This window comes from Bradyrhizobium sp. CCGUVB4N (assembly GCF_024199945.1).
Classification (GTDB): domain Bacteria; phylum Pseudomonadota; class Alphaproteobacteria; order Rhizobiales; family Xanthobacteraceae; genus Bradyrhizobium.
On the sequence record NZ_JANADP010000001.1, the window covers coordinates 4,046,591 to 4,061,148 of the forward strand.

At 64.7% G+C, this 14,558-nt stretch carries 15 protein-coding genes; 6 read left to right on the plus strand and 9 right to left on the minus strand.

Translation table 11 applies throughout. The annotated features are described in order from the left end of the window. Positions 1-37: 37 nt before the first annotated feature. On the minus strand, positions 38-586 hold the full coding sequence (locus tag NLM31_RS18195) for an NAD(P)H-dependent oxidoreductase (RefSeq protein ID WP_254193140.1): 549 nt from the start codon (positions 584-586) through the stop codon (positions 38-40). 26 nt (positions 587-612) lie between these two features. Next, positions 613-1,845 (minus strand): acyl-CoA dehydrogenase family protein, encoded by a 1,233-nt coding sequence (locus NLM31_RS18200; RefSeq protein ID WP_254193141.1) that lies wholly within the window; start codon positions 1,843-1,845, stop codon positions 613-615. A gap of 415 nt (positions 1,846-2,260) precedes the next feature. Between NLM31_RS18200 and NLM31_RS43235 the strand changes: the two genes are divergently transcribed. Further along, a complete protein-coding gene (locus NLM31_RS43235) occupies positions 2,261-3,034 on the plus strand; it encodes a response regulator transcription factor (RefSeq protein WP_254193142.1) in 774 nt (257 codons plus the stop codon). 14 nt (positions 3,035-3,048) lie between these two features. Here NLM31_RS43235 and NLM31_RS18210 read toward each other — a convergent pair whose 3' ends face one another. The 4 genes from NLM31_RS18210 to NLM31_RS18225 form a co-directional block, all read right to left on the minus strand. Beyond that, positions 3,049-3,849 carry a class I SAM-dependent methyltransferase gene (locus tag NLM31_RS18210; RefSeq protein WP_254193143.1) on the minus strand — a complete coding sequence of 267 codons (801 nt, stop codon included), beginning with the start codon at positions 3,847-3,849 and terminating at the stop codon, positions 3,049-3,051. Between the two features lie 8 nt (positions 3,850-3,857). Continuing rightward, a complete protein-coding gene (locus tag NLM31_RS18215) occupies positions 3,858-5,285 on the minus strand; it encodes an NAD-dependent succinate-semialdehyde dehydrogenase (protein WP_254193144.1) in 1,428 nt (475 codons plus the stop codon). 6 nt (positions 5,286-5,291) lie between these two features. Next, a complete protein-coding gene (locus NLM31_RS18220) occupies positions 5,292-6,038 on the minus strand; it encodes a glutamine amidotransferase (protein WP_254193145.1) in 747 nt (248 codons plus the stop codon). Between the two features lie 126 nt (positions 6,039-6,164). Further along, positions 6,165-7,247: a substrate-binding domain-containing protein gene (locus NLM31_RS18225; RefSeq protein WP_254193146.1), complete on the minus strand. Its 1,083-nt coding sequence runs from the start codon at positions 7,245-7,247 to the stop codon at positions 6,165-6,167. A gap of 112 nt (positions 7,248-7,359) precedes the next feature. Between NLM31_RS18225 and NLM31_RS18230 the strand changes: the two genes are divergently transcribed. Together NLM31_RS18230 and NLM31_RS18235 are read left to right on the plus strand one after the other, a co-directional pair. Beyond that, complete coding sequence (locus tag NLM31_RS18230; protein ID WP_254196222.1) at positions 7,360-8,844, plus strand: aldehyde dehydrogenase family protein; 1,485 nt, start codon at positions 7,360-7,362, stop codon at positions 8,842-8,844. Between the two features lie 191 nt (positions 8,845-9,035). Further along, positions 9,036-9,299 carry a hypothetical protein gene (locus NLM31_RS18235; RefSeq protein ID WP_254130684.1) on the plus strand — a complete coding sequence of 88 codons (264 nt, stop codon included), beginning with the start codon at positions 9,036-9,038 and terminating at the stop codon, positions 9,297-9,299. 1 nt (position 9,300) lies between these two features. Here the strand turns inward: NLM31_RS18235 and NLM31_RS18240 are convergent, their stop codons facing one another. The 3 genes from NLM31_RS18240 to NLM31_RS18250 form a co-directional block, all read right to left on the minus strand. Beyond that, entirely contained in the window at positions 9,301-9,681 is a 381-nt protein-coding gene (locus tag NLM31_RS18240; RefSeq protein WP_254193147.1) for a DUF779 domain-containing protein, read from the minus strand. A gap of 69 nt (positions 9,682-9,750) precedes the next feature. After that, positions 9,751-11,271, minus strand: a complete 1,521-nt coding sequence (gene adh, locus NLM31_RS18245) for an aldehyde dehydrogenase (protein WP_254193148.1) — start codon at positions 11,269-11,271, stop codon at positions 9,751-9,753. Positions 11,272-11,559: 288 nt separating this feature from the next. Then, positions 11,560-12,564 (minus strand): hypothetical protein, encoded by a 1,005-nt coding sequence (locus NLM31_RS18250; RefSeq protein WP_254193149.1) that lies wholly within the window; start codon positions 12,562-12,564, stop codon positions 11,560-11,562. A gap of 180 nt (positions 12,565-12,744) precedes the next feature. Between NLM31_RS18250 and NLM31_RS18255 the strand changes: the two genes are divergently transcribed. The 3 genes from NLM31_RS18255 (at position 12,745) to NLM31_RS18265 (ending at position 14,555) form a co-directional block, all read left to right on the plus strand. Beyond that, positions 12,745-12,978 carry a hypothetical protein gene (locus NLM31_RS18255; RefSeq protein ID WP_254193150.1) on the plus strand — a complete coding sequence of 78 codons (234 nt, stop codon included), beginning with the start codon at positions 12,745-12,747 and terminating at the stop codon, positions 12,976-12,978. A gap of 76 nt (positions 12,979-13,054) precedes the next feature. Further along, complete coding sequence (locus tag NLM31_RS18260) at positions 13,055-13,708, plus strand: M24 family metallopeptidase (protein ID WP_254193151.1); 654 nt, start codon at positions 13,055-13,057, stop codon at positions 13,706-13,708. Positions 13,709-13,748: 40 nt separating this feature from the next. Further along, the gene (locus NLM31_RS18265; protein WP_254193152.1) at positions 13,749-14,555 is read left to right on the plus strand and encodes a substrate-binding domain-containing protein; all 807 of its coding nucleotides are present in this window, start codon (positions 13,749-13,751) and stop codon (positions 14,553-14,555) included. The last annotated feature ends 3 nt before the right edge of the window (positions 14,556-14,558 follow it).

Below are 14,558 nucleotides of genomic sequence, written 5' to 3' on the forward strand. Positions count from 1 at the left end.
TCTCCGGTTGACGTCGGAAGGGCCGGGCGTTGGTGGGTCATGCGGCAGCCGCCTGACGACCGCTGAGAAGCGAGGCGAACTGTTCGACGGCGTTGGCGATCCGCGCGGCCGTCATTGGTGCGAGCGGCTCGCCTGGCGCGATCTCGCCGCTGCTGGCGTAGATGGCCGTCGAAACGGTGCAGGCTTCGAAGAAGCCGAACAGCGGGCGGAGCTGGTGCTCGACCACCAGCGAGTGGCGCAGGCCGCCGCCGACGGCGGTCAGCAGCACCGGACGGTTGCGCAGCGCGCTGGGTTCGATCAGGTCGAAGACGTGCTTGAACAATCCGGGATAGGATCCCTGGAACACCGGGCACCCGATCACGAGGCCGTCGGCCTGCTCGATGGCCTCGACGACGGCGCGCGCGCTGTCATCGAGTGCGGTCCGGGTGAAGCCGGCGATGCCGCAGCCGGCATCGACGAGATCGAGGATCGTGGTGTTCAGTCCATGTTGCGCCTGAAGGTCGGCGGCGACGGCCTCCACCAGAATGCGCGACTTCGCCGGGCGCCAGCTGTTGCCGCAGAAGCCAACGATGCGGGATGTCCTCACCTCGACGTCCTCGTCTGATCGCCCGTTCAGCCCGTCACCCCGAACACTGTCCACTGCGCGCCAGCGCCGGGGAGGCCGAGCAGCGCGCGGCCGCACTCTTCGACGATCTGGTCGGCCATCAGGATGTGCTGCGTGCCCGAATGAATGTCGCGATAGAACCGCTGCATCGGCGTGTTGTGCAGCGAGGCACCGCGGGCGGCGCGATGTGCGAAGGTCGCGACATCGGACAGAACGTCGTGGACGTGGCGCAGTGACAGCTTGATCATCGTCATCTGCTCCAGCGACGGAGGTTCACCGCCGGCGCAAGTCTCCGAGACGTCCTTCCAGGTTTCGTGGACCAGCGCACGCGCGGCGCGGAAGCGAGCTTCGGCCTGCGCGAACTGAAACTTGAAGCTCGCGCTGTCGCGCGACTTGCCGAATGGATCCTGGCGCTGGACGATTACCTTGACGAGCTCGTCGAGCATGCGGCGGCCGACGCCGACGGCCCATGCGGAATGCGCCCAGGCGCTGTAGCCCGCCAGTCCCAGCGCACCCTGCACGCCACCCCGGCGCGGCGCGCCAATGTCGAAATCGTAGGTCATGTGCGTGGGGACGAACAGCTCGTCGCCCTCGCTCAAGGTGTAGTCGAAGCTTCCGGTCGCGCGCAGGCCGAGCACGTCCCAATTGCCCATCAGCTTGATGGTCGCGCGCGGGTGGTGTGTGACCACGATCTTGGGCTGGCCGTTGGGGCCGAAGATCATGTCCTTGCCGGAGGCGTCGGTGACGAAGCAGCCGGAATGGACCCACTCGGCGTGCTGAATGCCGCTGCCATACGCCCAGTTGCCGCGGATCATGTAGCCGCCGTCGACCGGCCGGGCGAAGCCGCGCGGCACGCCGTTGCCGGCAATCGTGATGTCGGGCCCGCCCGCGAAGACCTTCTTGATGCCTTCGTCCTCGATGTAGATGGCGAGTGTCGTGCCTTCCATGTTGTTGCCGATGACGCACCAGCCGGCCGAGGCGTGTGCGTAGGCAAGCCGCTCGATGACGGTCATGGCGTCGTAGGGCAGAAGCTCGGCGCCGCCGACCTCTCGGGGGAATAGCATGGTGTAGATGCCGGCCTTGCGCAGCGCGGCCACGACGTCGTCAGTCAGATAGCCCTGTGCCTCGGCCTCCGCGGCCCTGGATTCGACCAGCGGCAGCAGCGCGTCGAGGCGCGCATGGAACTCAGCCACCGTCGGGGTCGCGGAAGGTTTGACTGCGAGTTGCACGGAAGGGCTCATGATCGGTGTCTCCAGGTCGGTCTGTCAGTCGGTCTGTTGGTGCTTCGCGCAGGGCTGCCGTGCGCGAAGATCTGGGTCGGACGGGACAGTCGCAGGCAACACTTCGCCTGCACGCGCCAATGTCAGTTGGCGCGCGACGATCGGCTCGCGTTGCTGTCGAGATGTCCCCACCGGAACCGCGCGTCGTGACGCGATCCCGATGGCCAGGATGCTAGAGACGAGGCGGCCAAGCCAGCAATCCCCCATCATGGGGGGATCGGCCATTGTGCTCTGCCGCAAAGCTGGGCCGGGAGAGCAGCGCGTTGCCGCTTCTTTTCGCTTGACCAAAGATCAGGCAAGGCAGAAATTTTAAGCCTATAATAATCGGCAATGACATGCGTGTGTCCGGGGGACGTCGCGTTCGCGAGGAGTGGCGGTGAGAGCCGAGCAGGAGCATTTGGATGGTCTGCCCGAGCGCCAGCTCGCAGATCGGCTGATGTCCATCGCCGAGAGCTGCTCGGTGCGTGCGCTTGGCGTCGCCTGCTGCTCGGCGATCACGGAAATGACGGGGTCGCCGACCGTCGGCCTCTATCTGCTCGACGGGCTCGAGCCGGAACTGGTCTACAGCCAGCACGTCGCGGAAGGCTTGCTCGACAATTACAGGGCCGGCTTTTGGAAGCATGACCCCGTGCTCGACTGCATCATGACCCGAGGCCGCGCGGTCGACGGCGAAACGGTGATCGGTCCACAGCAATGGCGGCACAGTCCGTCCTTCGAGATGCTGCACGAGTGGGGTTTTGCATACAACATGGGCGGCCCATTGTGGTGCGGGCAGAAGATCGTCGGCGTGCTGTTTACCGCGACGACCGACACGGACGCGCCTTACACGATGCGGTCACGGCAGCGCATGGAGATGCTGTGCCGGGCCGGCTCGCTGGCTTTGACCAACATGACCAACGCGGGCGCGATCGACGCCCATCGTGCCGCGACCCGGGGCCGTGAGCCGGCCGCGACGCTCTCGCTCCCGCCAAGGTCTGCGGACGTCGCCATCCGGGTCTGCCGCGGCCAGACCAACAAGGAAATCGCCCGCGAGATGGGAATTTCCGACCAGACGGTGAAGGAGCACGTCGCCAATTTGTGCCGACGCTTCGGCGTGCACAATCGCACCGAGCTCGCGGCCTGCCTGCTGAGCCCCGGCGTCCGGCAATAACCTGTCGCGCCGGGTCAGATCCGGTTGACGATCAGCTTGAGCGAGCCAGCGAAAGTCGGCTGCTGCCGATAGGACCCGTGCCGCGCATCCCAGCGGCCGGCGCCGAGATCGCTGCCGAGGCGCTGCTCGAAGCGCCGGACGACATCGTCGGCGACAAAGCTCCAGGCCGAGCAGGCGAGCCGCGCGGCCGGATCGAGCAGCATTTCGGGCCGGCCGTAATAGGCCTCATTGAAACCGTCGGTGCAGTCGAGCGGGATCGGCACGGGCACGACGTCCGTCGTGCCGCCGAGAGCCGTTGCGATGTCCTTGACCCCCGGATAGCGCACGGCCTCGACCGCGATGACCTCCGGGCAATAGGCGTTGAGCCAGAAGCGATCGAGTTCGTCGGGATCGCAGGTCATGATCGCGATCGGACCGCGCGTCACCCGTCGCATCTCGCGCAGGCCCGCGTTGAGGTTCTTCCACTGATGCACCGAGAAGGTCGACATCGCGGCAGCGAACGTCGCGTCCTCGAAGGGCAGCGCTTCCGCGACCGCATCGATTGCGGCGGGCAGGTGCGCCGGCCGTTGCGCCCGCATCGATTGCGACGGCTCGACCGGGGTGACGGTGCGGCCGACCGGCTCGTAGGAGCCCGCGCCCGCGCCGACATTGAGGATCGTGCCGGCCTCGCCGAGCGCGGCATCGATCATCTCCGCGATGCGCGGATCGGGTTTGCGAAAATTCGCGTAGCCCTGGCCGATCGTGCCGTAATTGGCGTCGCCGGCGCTGCCGTCCCGGTGGCGTGGCGCGTTGTCTTGTAGCGCGTTGTCCTGCATGAGGTCTCCTACAACGTCTTGTGCGACACGTTCTTGACCACGGTGTAGCACTGCAGGCCCTCGGTGCCACCCTCGCGGCCGTAGCCGCTGTCCTTGACCCCGCCGAACGGGGTCTCCGCGACCGAGGCGACGAAATGGTTGATGGAGAGGTTGCCGACCTCGACGCTCTCGGCGAGGCGTTCGGCATTGCCGGCCGACTTCGTGAAGGCGTAGGCGGCAAGACCATAGGGAAGGGCGTTGGCCTTTTCGATCGCCTCGTCCAGCGTCTTCACCGGATTGACCAGTGCAAGCGGCCCGAACGGCTCCTCGTTCATGGCGCGGGCATCGTCGGGCAGGTCGGCGATCACCGTGAGCGGGAAGAAATAGCCGCGATTGCCGATGCGTTGCCCGCCGGCGAGCACGCGCGCGCCCTTGTCCCTGGCATCGCTGACCAGCGTCTCCATCGCGTCGATGCGGCGCGCATTGGCGAGCGGCCCGAGCTGTGTCGAAGGGTCGAGGCCGTTGCCGACCTTGAGCTGGCCGGCACGCTCGGCAAAGGATTGCGCGAACTGCTCGTAGATCTTTTCCTGCACGAAGAAGCGCGTCGGCGAGACGCAGACCTGGCCGGCATTGCGCGACTTGCCGATCACGGACGCAGCCGCAGTCGCGGCCGGGTCGACGTCGTCGCAGACGATCACCGGTGCATGGCCGCCGAGCTCCATGATCGCGGGCTTCATGTGCCGGCCGGCCATCTCGGCGAGATGCTTGCCGACGGGGATCGAGCCGGTGAAAGTGACGAGGCGGATGCGCGACTGCGGGATCAGGTAGTCGGAGATTTCCGCGGGATTGCCGAACACCAGGTTGAGCACACCGGGGGGCAGGCCCGCATCATGGAAGGCGCGCACCAACTGGAATGCGCCGGCCGGGGTTTCCTCCGAGGCCTTCAGGATGATCGAGCAGCCGGCGGAGAGGGCGCCCGCGACCTTTCGGGCCGGCGAGCTCATCGGGAAGTTCCACGGCGAGAACGCAGCGACCGGGCCGATCGGCTGGCGCAGCACGGTGTGGCGCATGCCGGGCTCACTGGGGATGATGCGGCCGTAGAGCCGCAGGCCTTCGGTCGCATCCCACTCGATGATGTCGCAGCCACGCAGGATTTCGAGCCTTGCCTGCTCGATCGGCTTGCCCTGTTCGAGCGTCATCGCGGCGGCCATCACATCGACGCGCTCGCGGATGAGGGCGGCGGCCTTCAGGATGATCTGCGCGCGTTTCGCCGGCGCGGTGTTGCGCCAGATCTTGAAGCCTTTCTCGGCGGCGGCGAGCGCGTCGTCGAGGTCGGCTCTGGTCGCGGTCGGGACGGTGCCGAGCACGCTTTCATCGGCGGGATTGATGATCGGCTGGCCGCTTGCGCGCTTCCATTGTCCATCGATGTAGAGTTCGATCAGGGGATATTCCGCCATTGTTCTTTACCTTGCTTGTGCGGTTCTGCTTGCAGCGTCCTTGTGCGCGAGCTGGTTCAACCAACTCGTGAAGATGCGATCGGCCTGTTGTGCGACGATCGTTGAATATTCTGCCGTCCTTGCCCGAAGCTCCGGCACCGAAATCCGCGCGGAGGCGAGCTCGACGGCATGGCCGACGTACCATTCCTCGAGCTGCCGTGGATCGGCTTCGAGGTGAAACTGCAGTGCGAGCGCATTGTTTCCGAACTCGAACGCCTGGTTCTCGTAGTTTTCGTTCGAGGCGAGTCTCGCTGCATGATCGGGAAGATCGAAGGTGTCGCCGTGCCAGTGCAGGACCGGTGTGCCCTCCGCCAGCGGCGTCAGGCAGGAGGCGCGGCCGGTGTCCGATAATGTTACCGATCCCCAGCCGATCTCCTTCACATGGCCGGCATAGACGCGGGCGCCGAGCGCCTTCGCCATCAGCTGCGCGCCGAGGCAAATGCCGAGCGTCGGCAGGCCCAACGCAAGGCGACGTTCGAGGAGGTCGATTTCCCTTTTGAGAAACGGATAGCTGTCGGTCTCATAGATGCCGATCGGGCCGCCGAGCACGATCAGGAGGTCGGCATCCCCGATCGAGGAGTGACTGAGATCGTCGACCGGCGCTTCGCAGAACGAGACGTTCCAGCCCTCGCGTTCCATGATCGGTGCCAGCAGGCCGAGATCCTCGAAGGCCACATGACGAAGCGCGACGGCAGATCGGCGGCGTTGGAACATCCACAAAACCCTGTTGTGCGGGGTCTTTCGACGGCATCCGCTATATTCGAATTGATATAACGTATGTCACGCCTCGTCCAGACGGTTCCGGGCCGGATCCGCCGCAGGCATGCCCTGCATGCGGCATCAGCGTGCGGAGTGCATCTCCAGGAAGGCTTTTACGCCGGAGACCTCGCCCGTATCGGACAGGGTGTAACCGGGCAGGGCGGCGACCGCCGCCTGGAAATCGTGACTGCGGATGATGTCGAGGATACGTCGCATCGGCTCTGTCTCCAGGAAGGCGCGTTTGCAGACGAAGAAATAGTCCTCGGTGAGAACCCGGATGAAATCGAGGCCGAACTGACGTGCGGCGGCCTCGACGCCGAAGGTGACATCGGCCATGCCGCTGGCGACGTAGGCTGCGACCGCCGCATGGGTGAACTCGATCTGCTGCGCGCCGTTGATCCTGCCCTGGTCGATACCTTGCACGGTGAGCAGGCGGTCGAACAGGAGACGCGTGCCGGAATCGTGATCGCGGTTGACGAAGCGCACCTTCGGTCCGGTCAAATCGCGCAGCGAGGCGATCCGCAGCGGATTGCCGCGCGCGACCATCAGCCCCATCTCGCGCGTGACGAAATTGATGACGCGGTCCTCGCGCGGATCGAGCCATTCGCGGGCCGCGTTGATGCCCTGGGCGCGCAACTCGCCGCGCGGCAGATGCAGGCCGGAGAGATCGCAAGCGCCCTGCGCCAGCGAGACCAGCGAATGCTGGTTGCTGACATAGCGCAGGTCGACGCCGATGCCGGGCTCCCGGTCGAGGAATTCGCGCAGCTTTGCAACTGCAAAGCCGTGGCTCGCATGGACGCGGATCACGGAGGGCCGCTGCTCGAGGAATGGCTTGATCTCGCTCTCCAGCTCCTGCGCCAGGTTTTCAAGCTGCGGCCCGAGCCGCGCCTGCATGCGCTCGCCGGCCCACACCAGCCGCTCGCCGAATGGCGTGAGCTTCGAGCCCTTGCCGCGCTGGGTTTCGACGAGAGGCGTTCCGAAGAACTCCGACCATTGCTCGATCAGATTCCAGACATGCCGGTAGGACAGCTGCGCGTCGCTGGCTGCGCTCGTGATCTTCCCGGTCTTCCGGATCTCGTTGAGCACGCCCAGCATGACGACGGCGGTGCGTGGGCTGCCCTCGTGGCGAAACCGCCAGACGGCCTCGATCTCGATCTGAAGCATCGCTTTCCTTATGAAATAGACTTCATATATTGGGCGTTCAATTGCACTTCATATCATATTTACTCCCGCCAATAAGTGCCTAATCTGGTATACCAGAACAGGAGGAAATATGATGTCTGTTGCATATGACTTTGCGCACTCGCCGGCCACCGAGTTCATGGCCCGGCCGCAGCATCTGCTCATCGACGGCCGCCGCGTGCCCGCGAGCTCCGGCCGCACCTTCAAATCCCTCAACCCCGCCACCGGGCAGGTCATCGCCACCATCGCCGAGGGCGGCGAGGCCGACGTCGAGATCGCCGTGGCGGCTGCGCGCCGGGCGTTCGAAGGCCCGTGGCGCACCATGCGTGCCTCCGAGCGTGGCCAGATCCTGATGCGCTGGGCCGACCTGCTGAAGCGCAACGCCGACGAGATCATCGAGCTCGAATCGATCGATGCCGGCAAGCCGATCTCGGCGACGATGCGCCAGGACTTCCCGGCCGCCGTCGACACGCTGACCTACTATGCAGGCTGGGCCGACAAGATCAGCGGCGATGTCGTGCCGGTGCGCGACGATGCCCTGACGTACACCATGCGCGAGCCGGTCGGCGTGGTCGCGGCGATCGTTCCCTGGAATTTCCCGCTGATGATCGGCATGTGGAAGTTGGCGCCGGCGCTGGCCTGCGGCTGCACCATCGTGATGAAGCCGGCCGAACTGACCTCGCTGTCGGCACTGCGTATCGCGGAGCTCGCGCTCGAAGCGGGCCTGCCGGCAGGCGTGTTCAACGTCGTCACCGGTCCCGGTCGCGTCGTCGGTGACGCGCTGGTCAATCACCCCGATGTCGACAAGGTCACCTTCACCGGCTCGCCCGGCGTGGGCCGCGGAATCATGAAGGGCGCGGCCAGCAACTTCAAGCGCGTCTCGCTCGAGCTCGGCGGCAAGTCGGCCAACGTGATTTTCGACGATGCCGATCTCGAAGCGGCGTCGAAGGCTGCGGCCTCCGGCATCTTCTTCAATGCCGGCCAGGTCTGCTCGGCCGGCTCCCGCGTGCTGGTGCAGGAGAAGGCCTATGACGAAGTCGTCGAACGGCTCGCCGCGCGCGCGAAGTCGATCAAAATGGGCGATCCGCTCGACCGCAAGACAGCGCTCGGGCCGGTCATCTCCGAGAAGCAGATGAAGTCGATCCTCGACTATGTCGATATTGGCCAGAAGGAAGGTGCGCGTCTCGTTACCGGCGGCGAGAAGGTCGGCGATCGCGGCTATTTCATCAGCCCTGCGGTGTTCGCCGATGTCGCGCACGAGATGCGGATCTCGCAGGAGGAAATCTTCGGCCCCGTCGTCAGCGTCATCAAGTTCAAGGACGAGGCTGATGCTTTACGGATCGCTAACGGCACGGCCTACAGCCTCGCCGCGGGCGTCTGGAGCCGCGATGTCGGCAAGCTGCAGCGTTTTGCCAAGCGGGCGCGCGCCGGCACGGTCTGGATGAACACCTATGGCTACACCGACGTGCGCTTGCCCTGGGGCGGCGAGCGCGACTCCGGCCTCGGCCGCGAGCACGGCACCGCAGCGCTCGACAATTTCACCGAGCCCAAGGCTGTCTGGATGAATTTGGCCGTCTGATCCCTCCCGAGCGGCCAATCCTGGAGCCCGCCTGATCCGCCCGATCAGGCGGGCTCTCTTTTTGGGAGATCGATAAAATTGTCTGCAACCCGCTCAGCGGCGGCAAACCCTGCGGACAAGAAGGCAGTGGTCTTAAACCTCGGCTTTGGAACCGGCGTGCATCCTCACCGCAACAGGTTGGGGCATTTCGTATGTCAATTTTCAAGGAGATCGTCGCGGCGATCGCGGGAGTCTACGCACTCCTGTTCGTCTGCGACGCATTGTTCGGCGTCGGCGAGACGCGCTTCGACGATTCCTATTACAGCGCCAGCTTCTACGCGCCGAAGCCGAAGGAATTCCGCTTCGCCAGCGATACGCCGCCGGCGACCCGCGTCAGCGAAGCCTTCGCGCAGTTCTCGGCGGCCGAGGCCAAGCCGAACAAGCGCTACTCGTCACTGACGACAATCATTCGCTAACTCACGCCGCCCGCGCCGGTGGCCCAGCGGCTGCCAACTCCGCCACTTCCTCGTCAGTGAAGACGCGGCTGCGGGTGAGAAACCGCACGCCCTCCGGCGCCTCGGCCGAAAAGCCCGAGCCGCGGCCGGGCACGACGTCGATGATGAGCTGGGTGTGCTGCCAATATTCGAACTGGGCGGCACCGATATAGAACTCGCAATCGGCGATCTTGCCGAGCAGCACGTCCTGGGGGCCGACGCGGAAATCCCCGACCGGATAGCACATCGGCGCCGAGCCGTCGCAGCAGCCGCCGGACTGGTGGAACATCAATGCGCCGTGCTGGGTCTTGAGGCGCGCGACGATCTCGGCCGCCTTCGGCGTGATCTGGACCCGATTGACCATGGTGCGAATCCTATCGACGAAAAAGTGGCTCAGGTGCGATGAATCGCACCTGAGCCAGGCGGCGAACGATCAGAAGAAGCCAAGCGCCTTGGTCGAGTAGCTGACCAGGACGTTCTTGGTCTGCTGGTAGTGGTCCAGCATCATCTTGTGGGTCTCACGCCCGATGCCCGACTGCTTGTAACCGCCGAACGCCGCATGCGCGGGGTAGGCGTGGTAGCAGTTGGTCCAGACGCGGCCGGCCTGGATGGCGCGGCCGAACCGATAGGCGCGGTTGCCGTTGCGGGTCCATACGCCGGCGCCGAGGCCATAGAGCGTGTCGTTGGCGATCGCGAGCGCGTCCTCCTCGTTCTTGAACTTCGTGACCGACACGACTGGCCCGAAGATCTCCTCCTGGAAGATGCGCATCTTGTTGTTGCCCTCGAAAATCGTCGGCTCGACGTAATAGCCTTCGGCGAGCTCGCCCTCCATCTTGGCCCGCTTGCCGCCGGTCAGCACCTTCGCGCCTTCCTGCTTGCCGATGTCGAGATAGGACAGGATCTTTTCGAGCTGGTCGTTCGAGGCTTGCGCGCCGATCATGGTCGAAGCGTCGAGCGGGTGGCCCTGCTTGATCTTCTTGGTCCGCGCGACCGCCTTCTCCATGAACTTGTCGTAGATCGATTCCTGCACCAGCACGCGGCTCGGGCAGGTGCAGACCTCGCCCTGGTTGAGGGCGAACATCGCAAACCCCTCCAGCGCCTTGTCGAGGAAATCGTCGTCGGTCTCGGCGACGTCGGCGAAGAAGATGTTCGGCGACTTGCCGCCGAGCTCCAGCGTCACCGGAATGAGATTGTCGGACGCATATTGCATGATCATGCGGCCCGTCGTGGTCTCGCCCGTGAAGGCGATCTTGGCGATCCGCTTGTTCTGTGCCAGCGGCTTGCCGGCCTCGATGCCGAACCCGTTGACGACGTTGATGACGCCGGGCGGCAGGATGTCCGCGATCAGCTCCATCACGGCGAGAATGCCGAGCGGGGTCTGTTCGGCGGGCTTCAGCACCACGCAATTGCCGGCGGCAAGGGCAGGGGCGAGCTTCCAGGTCGCCATCAGGATCGGGAAATTCCAGGGAATGATCTGGCCGACGACGCCGAGCGGCTCGTGATAGTGATAGGCGACGGTGTCGTGGTCGATCTCGGAGATACCGCCTTCCTGCGCGCGCACGACGCTGGCGAAATAGCGCCAGTGGTCGACGACCAGCGGCATGTCGGCATGGGTGGTCTCGCGGATCGGCTTGCCGTTGTCGAAAGTCTCGATCAGCGCCAGCAGGTCGAGATTTGACTCCAGCTTGTCGGCGATCTTGTTCAGGATACGCGAACGCTCCTGCACCGAGGTCTTGCCCCAGGATTCCTTTGCCTTGTGCGCGGCGTCGAGCGCCAGCTCGATGTCGGCGGCGGTGGACCGCGGCACCGAGCAGAGCTTCTTGCCGGTGATCGGGCTCGGATTGTCAAAGTACTTGCCTTCCACCGGAGCGACCCATTTGCCGCCGATGAAATTGTCGTAGCGTTCGCGGATAAGGAGCGTTTTCGAAACCTGGTCGAGCGCTTGCTGGAACATGGCATGTCCTCCGTGGATTGATCGGCGTCTTTGCGCCTTGGATCTTGCGGTCTCGCGCGTCGTCGAACACGCGCTCCGATTGCGGCGGAGCACGCAGCGCAAAACAAGCCAATCCGGAGCGTTCGCCGCTCCGGCAACGAGGGGAGATGTCAGATCATCCCGGCGAAACCACGCGAAGTCTGCGCCGGACCGAATGGTTCGTCAACGCTATATCCGATCAAATATGGCGTGCTGTCGCGCGGTATGAACGCGCAGCGCGATTTGCTGCGCTGCGCGTTCGGTAGCGCGCTACTTCGGCAATGCGATCGGCTTGAGCGTGAACGGGCCGGGATCCTTGCTCTTGTTCTCGCCGATGACGTAGGACAGCTTGCCCTCCGCGACCCATCCGGTATCGCCGACCTGGGTGACCGAAACCGGCTCAGCGAGGCCGTCCTTGATCACCTCCACCTGTGCCGCGTCGCCGCTCACCGTGATCTTGTCGAGCCGGCCGGCGCCCTCGATCAGCAGGAAGCCATTGCCGAATGCGCGCAGCGCATCGGCATGGTCGAGCGTGCTTGATGGCTTCAGCTCGGTGATGGCGCCGGCCTTGCCGTCCTTGACCGCGATCCGGAACAATTTTCCAGGGATGAAGGTCGTCACATAGAGATTGCCGTCGGAACCGACGGCAATGCCGTCGAGGCCGACGCCGTCCTTGGCCGGCGCCAGCGCCGGATCCGTTGCCCAGACATCGAGCGCAGTCGCGCCGGACTTGAGGCTATAGACGTAAGGCGCGAAGGAGTCGCTGATGTAGGCCGTTCCGTCGCTGCCGACCGCGATGTCGTTGCAGAAGGATTTGTCGTTCTTGAGCGCGAAGCTGCCCTTGGGCGCGCCGGTACGCAGGTCGAACGTCTTGAGGAACGCCCCTTTGCCGCTGCCGGGACTCGGAACGCCCATGCCGGAGAGGTCGTTCGAGCAGACATAGAGTGTGCCACTCTTCTCGTCGGCAAGCACGCCGAGGGTGGAGCGGCTGCCGCTGGCGCCGGGCGAGATGAAGGCGTCGACCTTGCCGGTCGGGGTCACCCGCGTCACGCCGCCATGATTGAAGCTGCCGACATAGAGCGCGCCGTCGCTGGTCGATGACACGCTTTCCGGAAAGCTCTTCTCGGGCAGGGTGACCGCCGCGCTTTGTGCCTGGGCAAGGCCCGTGCTGAATAGGCTGGATGCGAGGATAGCGGCGGCCGCACCGAGCGTGCGACCGGTCGTGAGCGTTTCTCCCTGCCTGCGCGAACGCAAGGCATTGTCGTATTTTTTCATGATTGCGATTCCTGACGAATAAGAAGGGACTATTCTTCAGAGGCGAGCTTTGTCGGCCATTTTGTCGCGCGCAGCTGGCGGATCCTTTTGCTCCTCCCCGGTCCGCCTTGCCGCAATCGATATATACCAGTAAATATAGCGAGACGAAGGCCGACGACCGGAAGCGAAGAGGATCCCACGATGTCCCGTCACGTTGTGCCGATGGGCGAAGACAGCCGCAGCGTCGATGCGCCCCGCAGGTGCTTGAGTTGTAACGGGATCATCGCAGGCCTCGCGGATCAGGATCTCGGGATTGGCCTCGACATCAAGCTCGGTCTGGTCTCGGACGAATGCGCGTTGATCTGCAACGCGTGCACCGCAAAATTGATCGAGGCAGGGCCTCCGGCCGGAAGGCCCGTCACGCGGCGAAGGTAAGCTCGTGGTCGAAGCGGCTCGATAGGACAAAGGACAAAGCGTGAAGCAAGGACAGGCAACGCCTTCGGAGCGGCGCATGGCGCTGGTCGAGGCGGAGAAACGCGCGGAGACGCTCTTTGACGAGATCGAAGGGCGCAACCTGATCCGGCCGGGCCGGACCGAACGCGAGATCGAGCAGGAGATTTATCAAATCGCCCTGGACCGGTTCGGCGTCGAGAAGCATTGGCACAAGCGCATCGTGAGGGCCGGAGAGAACACCTTGACCCTGGCCGCGGACAATCCGCCGGTCCGGGAGATCGAGGCCGACGACATCGTCTATGTCGATCTGGGCCCGGTGTTCGAGGATTGGGAAGCGGACCTCGGGCGTACGTATGTGTTGGGTAATCATCCCGGCGGGCCGCTGGTCGCCGCGCTCCCGGTCGTGTTCGACCGGATCCAGGCCCACTATCACGCCTCCCCGGATATGACGGGCGAGGGTCTCTACGCGTTTGCGCAGAAGGCGGCCGAGGAGGCGGGATGGCGGTTTGGCGGTGTCATCGCCGGCCATCTCGTCAGTGAGTTCGCGCATGCGCACATCCCCGGCGACAAGAACCTCAATCGTATCATGCCCGGAAATGATAAGCGGATGCGCGATCCTGATGAGCTCGGTAGGGAGCGGCACTGGATTCTGGAGGTCCATCTGGTCGAGCCGAACGGCTCCTATGGTGGATTTTACGAGCGGCTGCTCTAGAACGGTGGCGCGCCGGTCAGTCCAGGAAGAAGGTCAATCCATGCGAGCCTCACGCTCCGTCGTCTCTGCGTTCCTCCTCGCGATCAGTGTCTCCTCGGCCAGCGCCGAGCCAGCTCGCGTTTATGCGGCCGGCAGCCTGGTTGCTCCCTTGAAGCAGGCGATCAAGGCGGCCGGCCTCGACGCCTCGCAAATCGCCGATCCCGTCTTCGGCCCGTCGGGCGGCCTGCGTGAGCGGATCGAGAAGGGCGAGGCCACCGATCTTTTTCTGTCGGCCGATACGGCGCATCCGCGCACGCTGGCAGCGGAGCGGCCTCAGGCATTGATGATCCCGTTCGCGCGCAACAATCTCTGCCTGTTCGGCCGCGAGGCGGTGGGGCTGACCGAGGCCAATGCACTCGAGACGATGCTGGACCCCAAGATGCGTCTGGCAACGTCGACGCCGCTCGTCGATCCCGGTGGCGATTATGCTTTTGCGGTGTTCAAGCGGGCGGAGACAGTCCGTGCCGGCGCTGAGGCCGTGCTCAGCCAGAAGGCCCTGAAGCTGATCGGAGGCCCGGGCGCCATGAAGCCGCTCGAGGGGCACTCACCGGCCGCCAGCATCTTCCTTGCCGACAAGGCCGATCTCCTGCTGGTCTATTGCAGCGGTCAGCAGCAGACCTTGCGCGAGGTTCCCGGCTTGAAGGTGTCGCGGCTGCCGCCGGAGATCGATGTTGTCGCGACCTATGGACTGGTGCTGCTCACGGACAATCCGGCCGCTGCGCGGCTTGCGCTGTTCCTGCTGTCGGACAAGGGGCAGGGCATTATTGCCGAAAACGGTCTTGTGAAGATCGCTCCTTCCGAGCGGTGATAA

Coding starts and splice junctions, on each gene's coding strand:
- NLM31_RS18200 (WP_254193141.1), bottom strand. CDS start 1,845: ATGAGCCCTTCCGTGCAACTCGCAGTCAAACCTTCCGCGACCCCGACG.
- NLM31_RS18210 (WP_254193143.1), bottom strand. CDS start 3,849: ATGCAGGACAACGCGCTACAAGACAACGCGCCACGCCACCGGGACGGC.
- NLM31_RS18215 (WP_254193144.1), bottom strand. CDS start 5,285: ATGGCGGAATATCCCCTGATCGAACTCTACATCGATGGACAATGGAAG.
- NLM31_RS18220 (WP_254193145.1), bottom strand. CDS start 6,038: ATGTTCCAACGCCGCCGATCTGCCGTCGCGCTTCGTCATGTGGCCTTC.
- NLM31_RS18225 (WP_254193146.1), bottom strand. CDS start 7,247: ATGCTTCAGATCGAGATCGAGGCCGTCTGGCGGTTTCGCCACGAGGGC.
- NLM31_RS18230 (WP_254196222.1), top strand. CDS start 7,360: ATGTCTGTTGCATATGACTTTGCGCACTCGCCGGCCACCGAGTTCATG.
- NLM31_RS18235 (WP_254130684.1), top strand. CDS start 9,036: ATGTCAATTTTCAAGGAGATCGTCGCGGCGATCGCGGGAGTCTACGCA.
- NLM31_RS18240 (WP_254193147.1), bottom strand. CDS start 9,681: ATGGTCAATCGGGTCCAGATCACGCCGAAGGCGGCCGAGATCGTCGCG.
- adh (WP_254193148.1), bottom strand. CDS start 11,271: ATGTTCCAGCAAGCGCTCGACCAGGTTTCGAAAACGCTCCTTATCCGC.
- NLM31_RS18250 (WP_254193149.1), bottom strand. CDS start 12,564: ATGAAAAAATACGACAATGCCTTGCGTTCGCGCAGGCAGGGAGAAACG.
- NLM31_RS18255 (WP_254193150.1), top strand. CDS start 12,745: ATGTCCCGTCACGTTGTGCCGATGGGCGAAGACAGCCGCAGCGTCGAT.
- NLM31_RS18260 (WP_254193151.1), top strand. CDS start 13,055: ATGGCGCTGGTCGAGGCGGAGAAACGCGCGGAGACGCTCTTTGACGAG.
- NLM31_RS18265 (WP_254193152.1), top strand. CDS start 13,749: ATGCGAGCCTCACGCTCCGTCGTCTCTGCGTTCCTCCTCGCGATCAGT.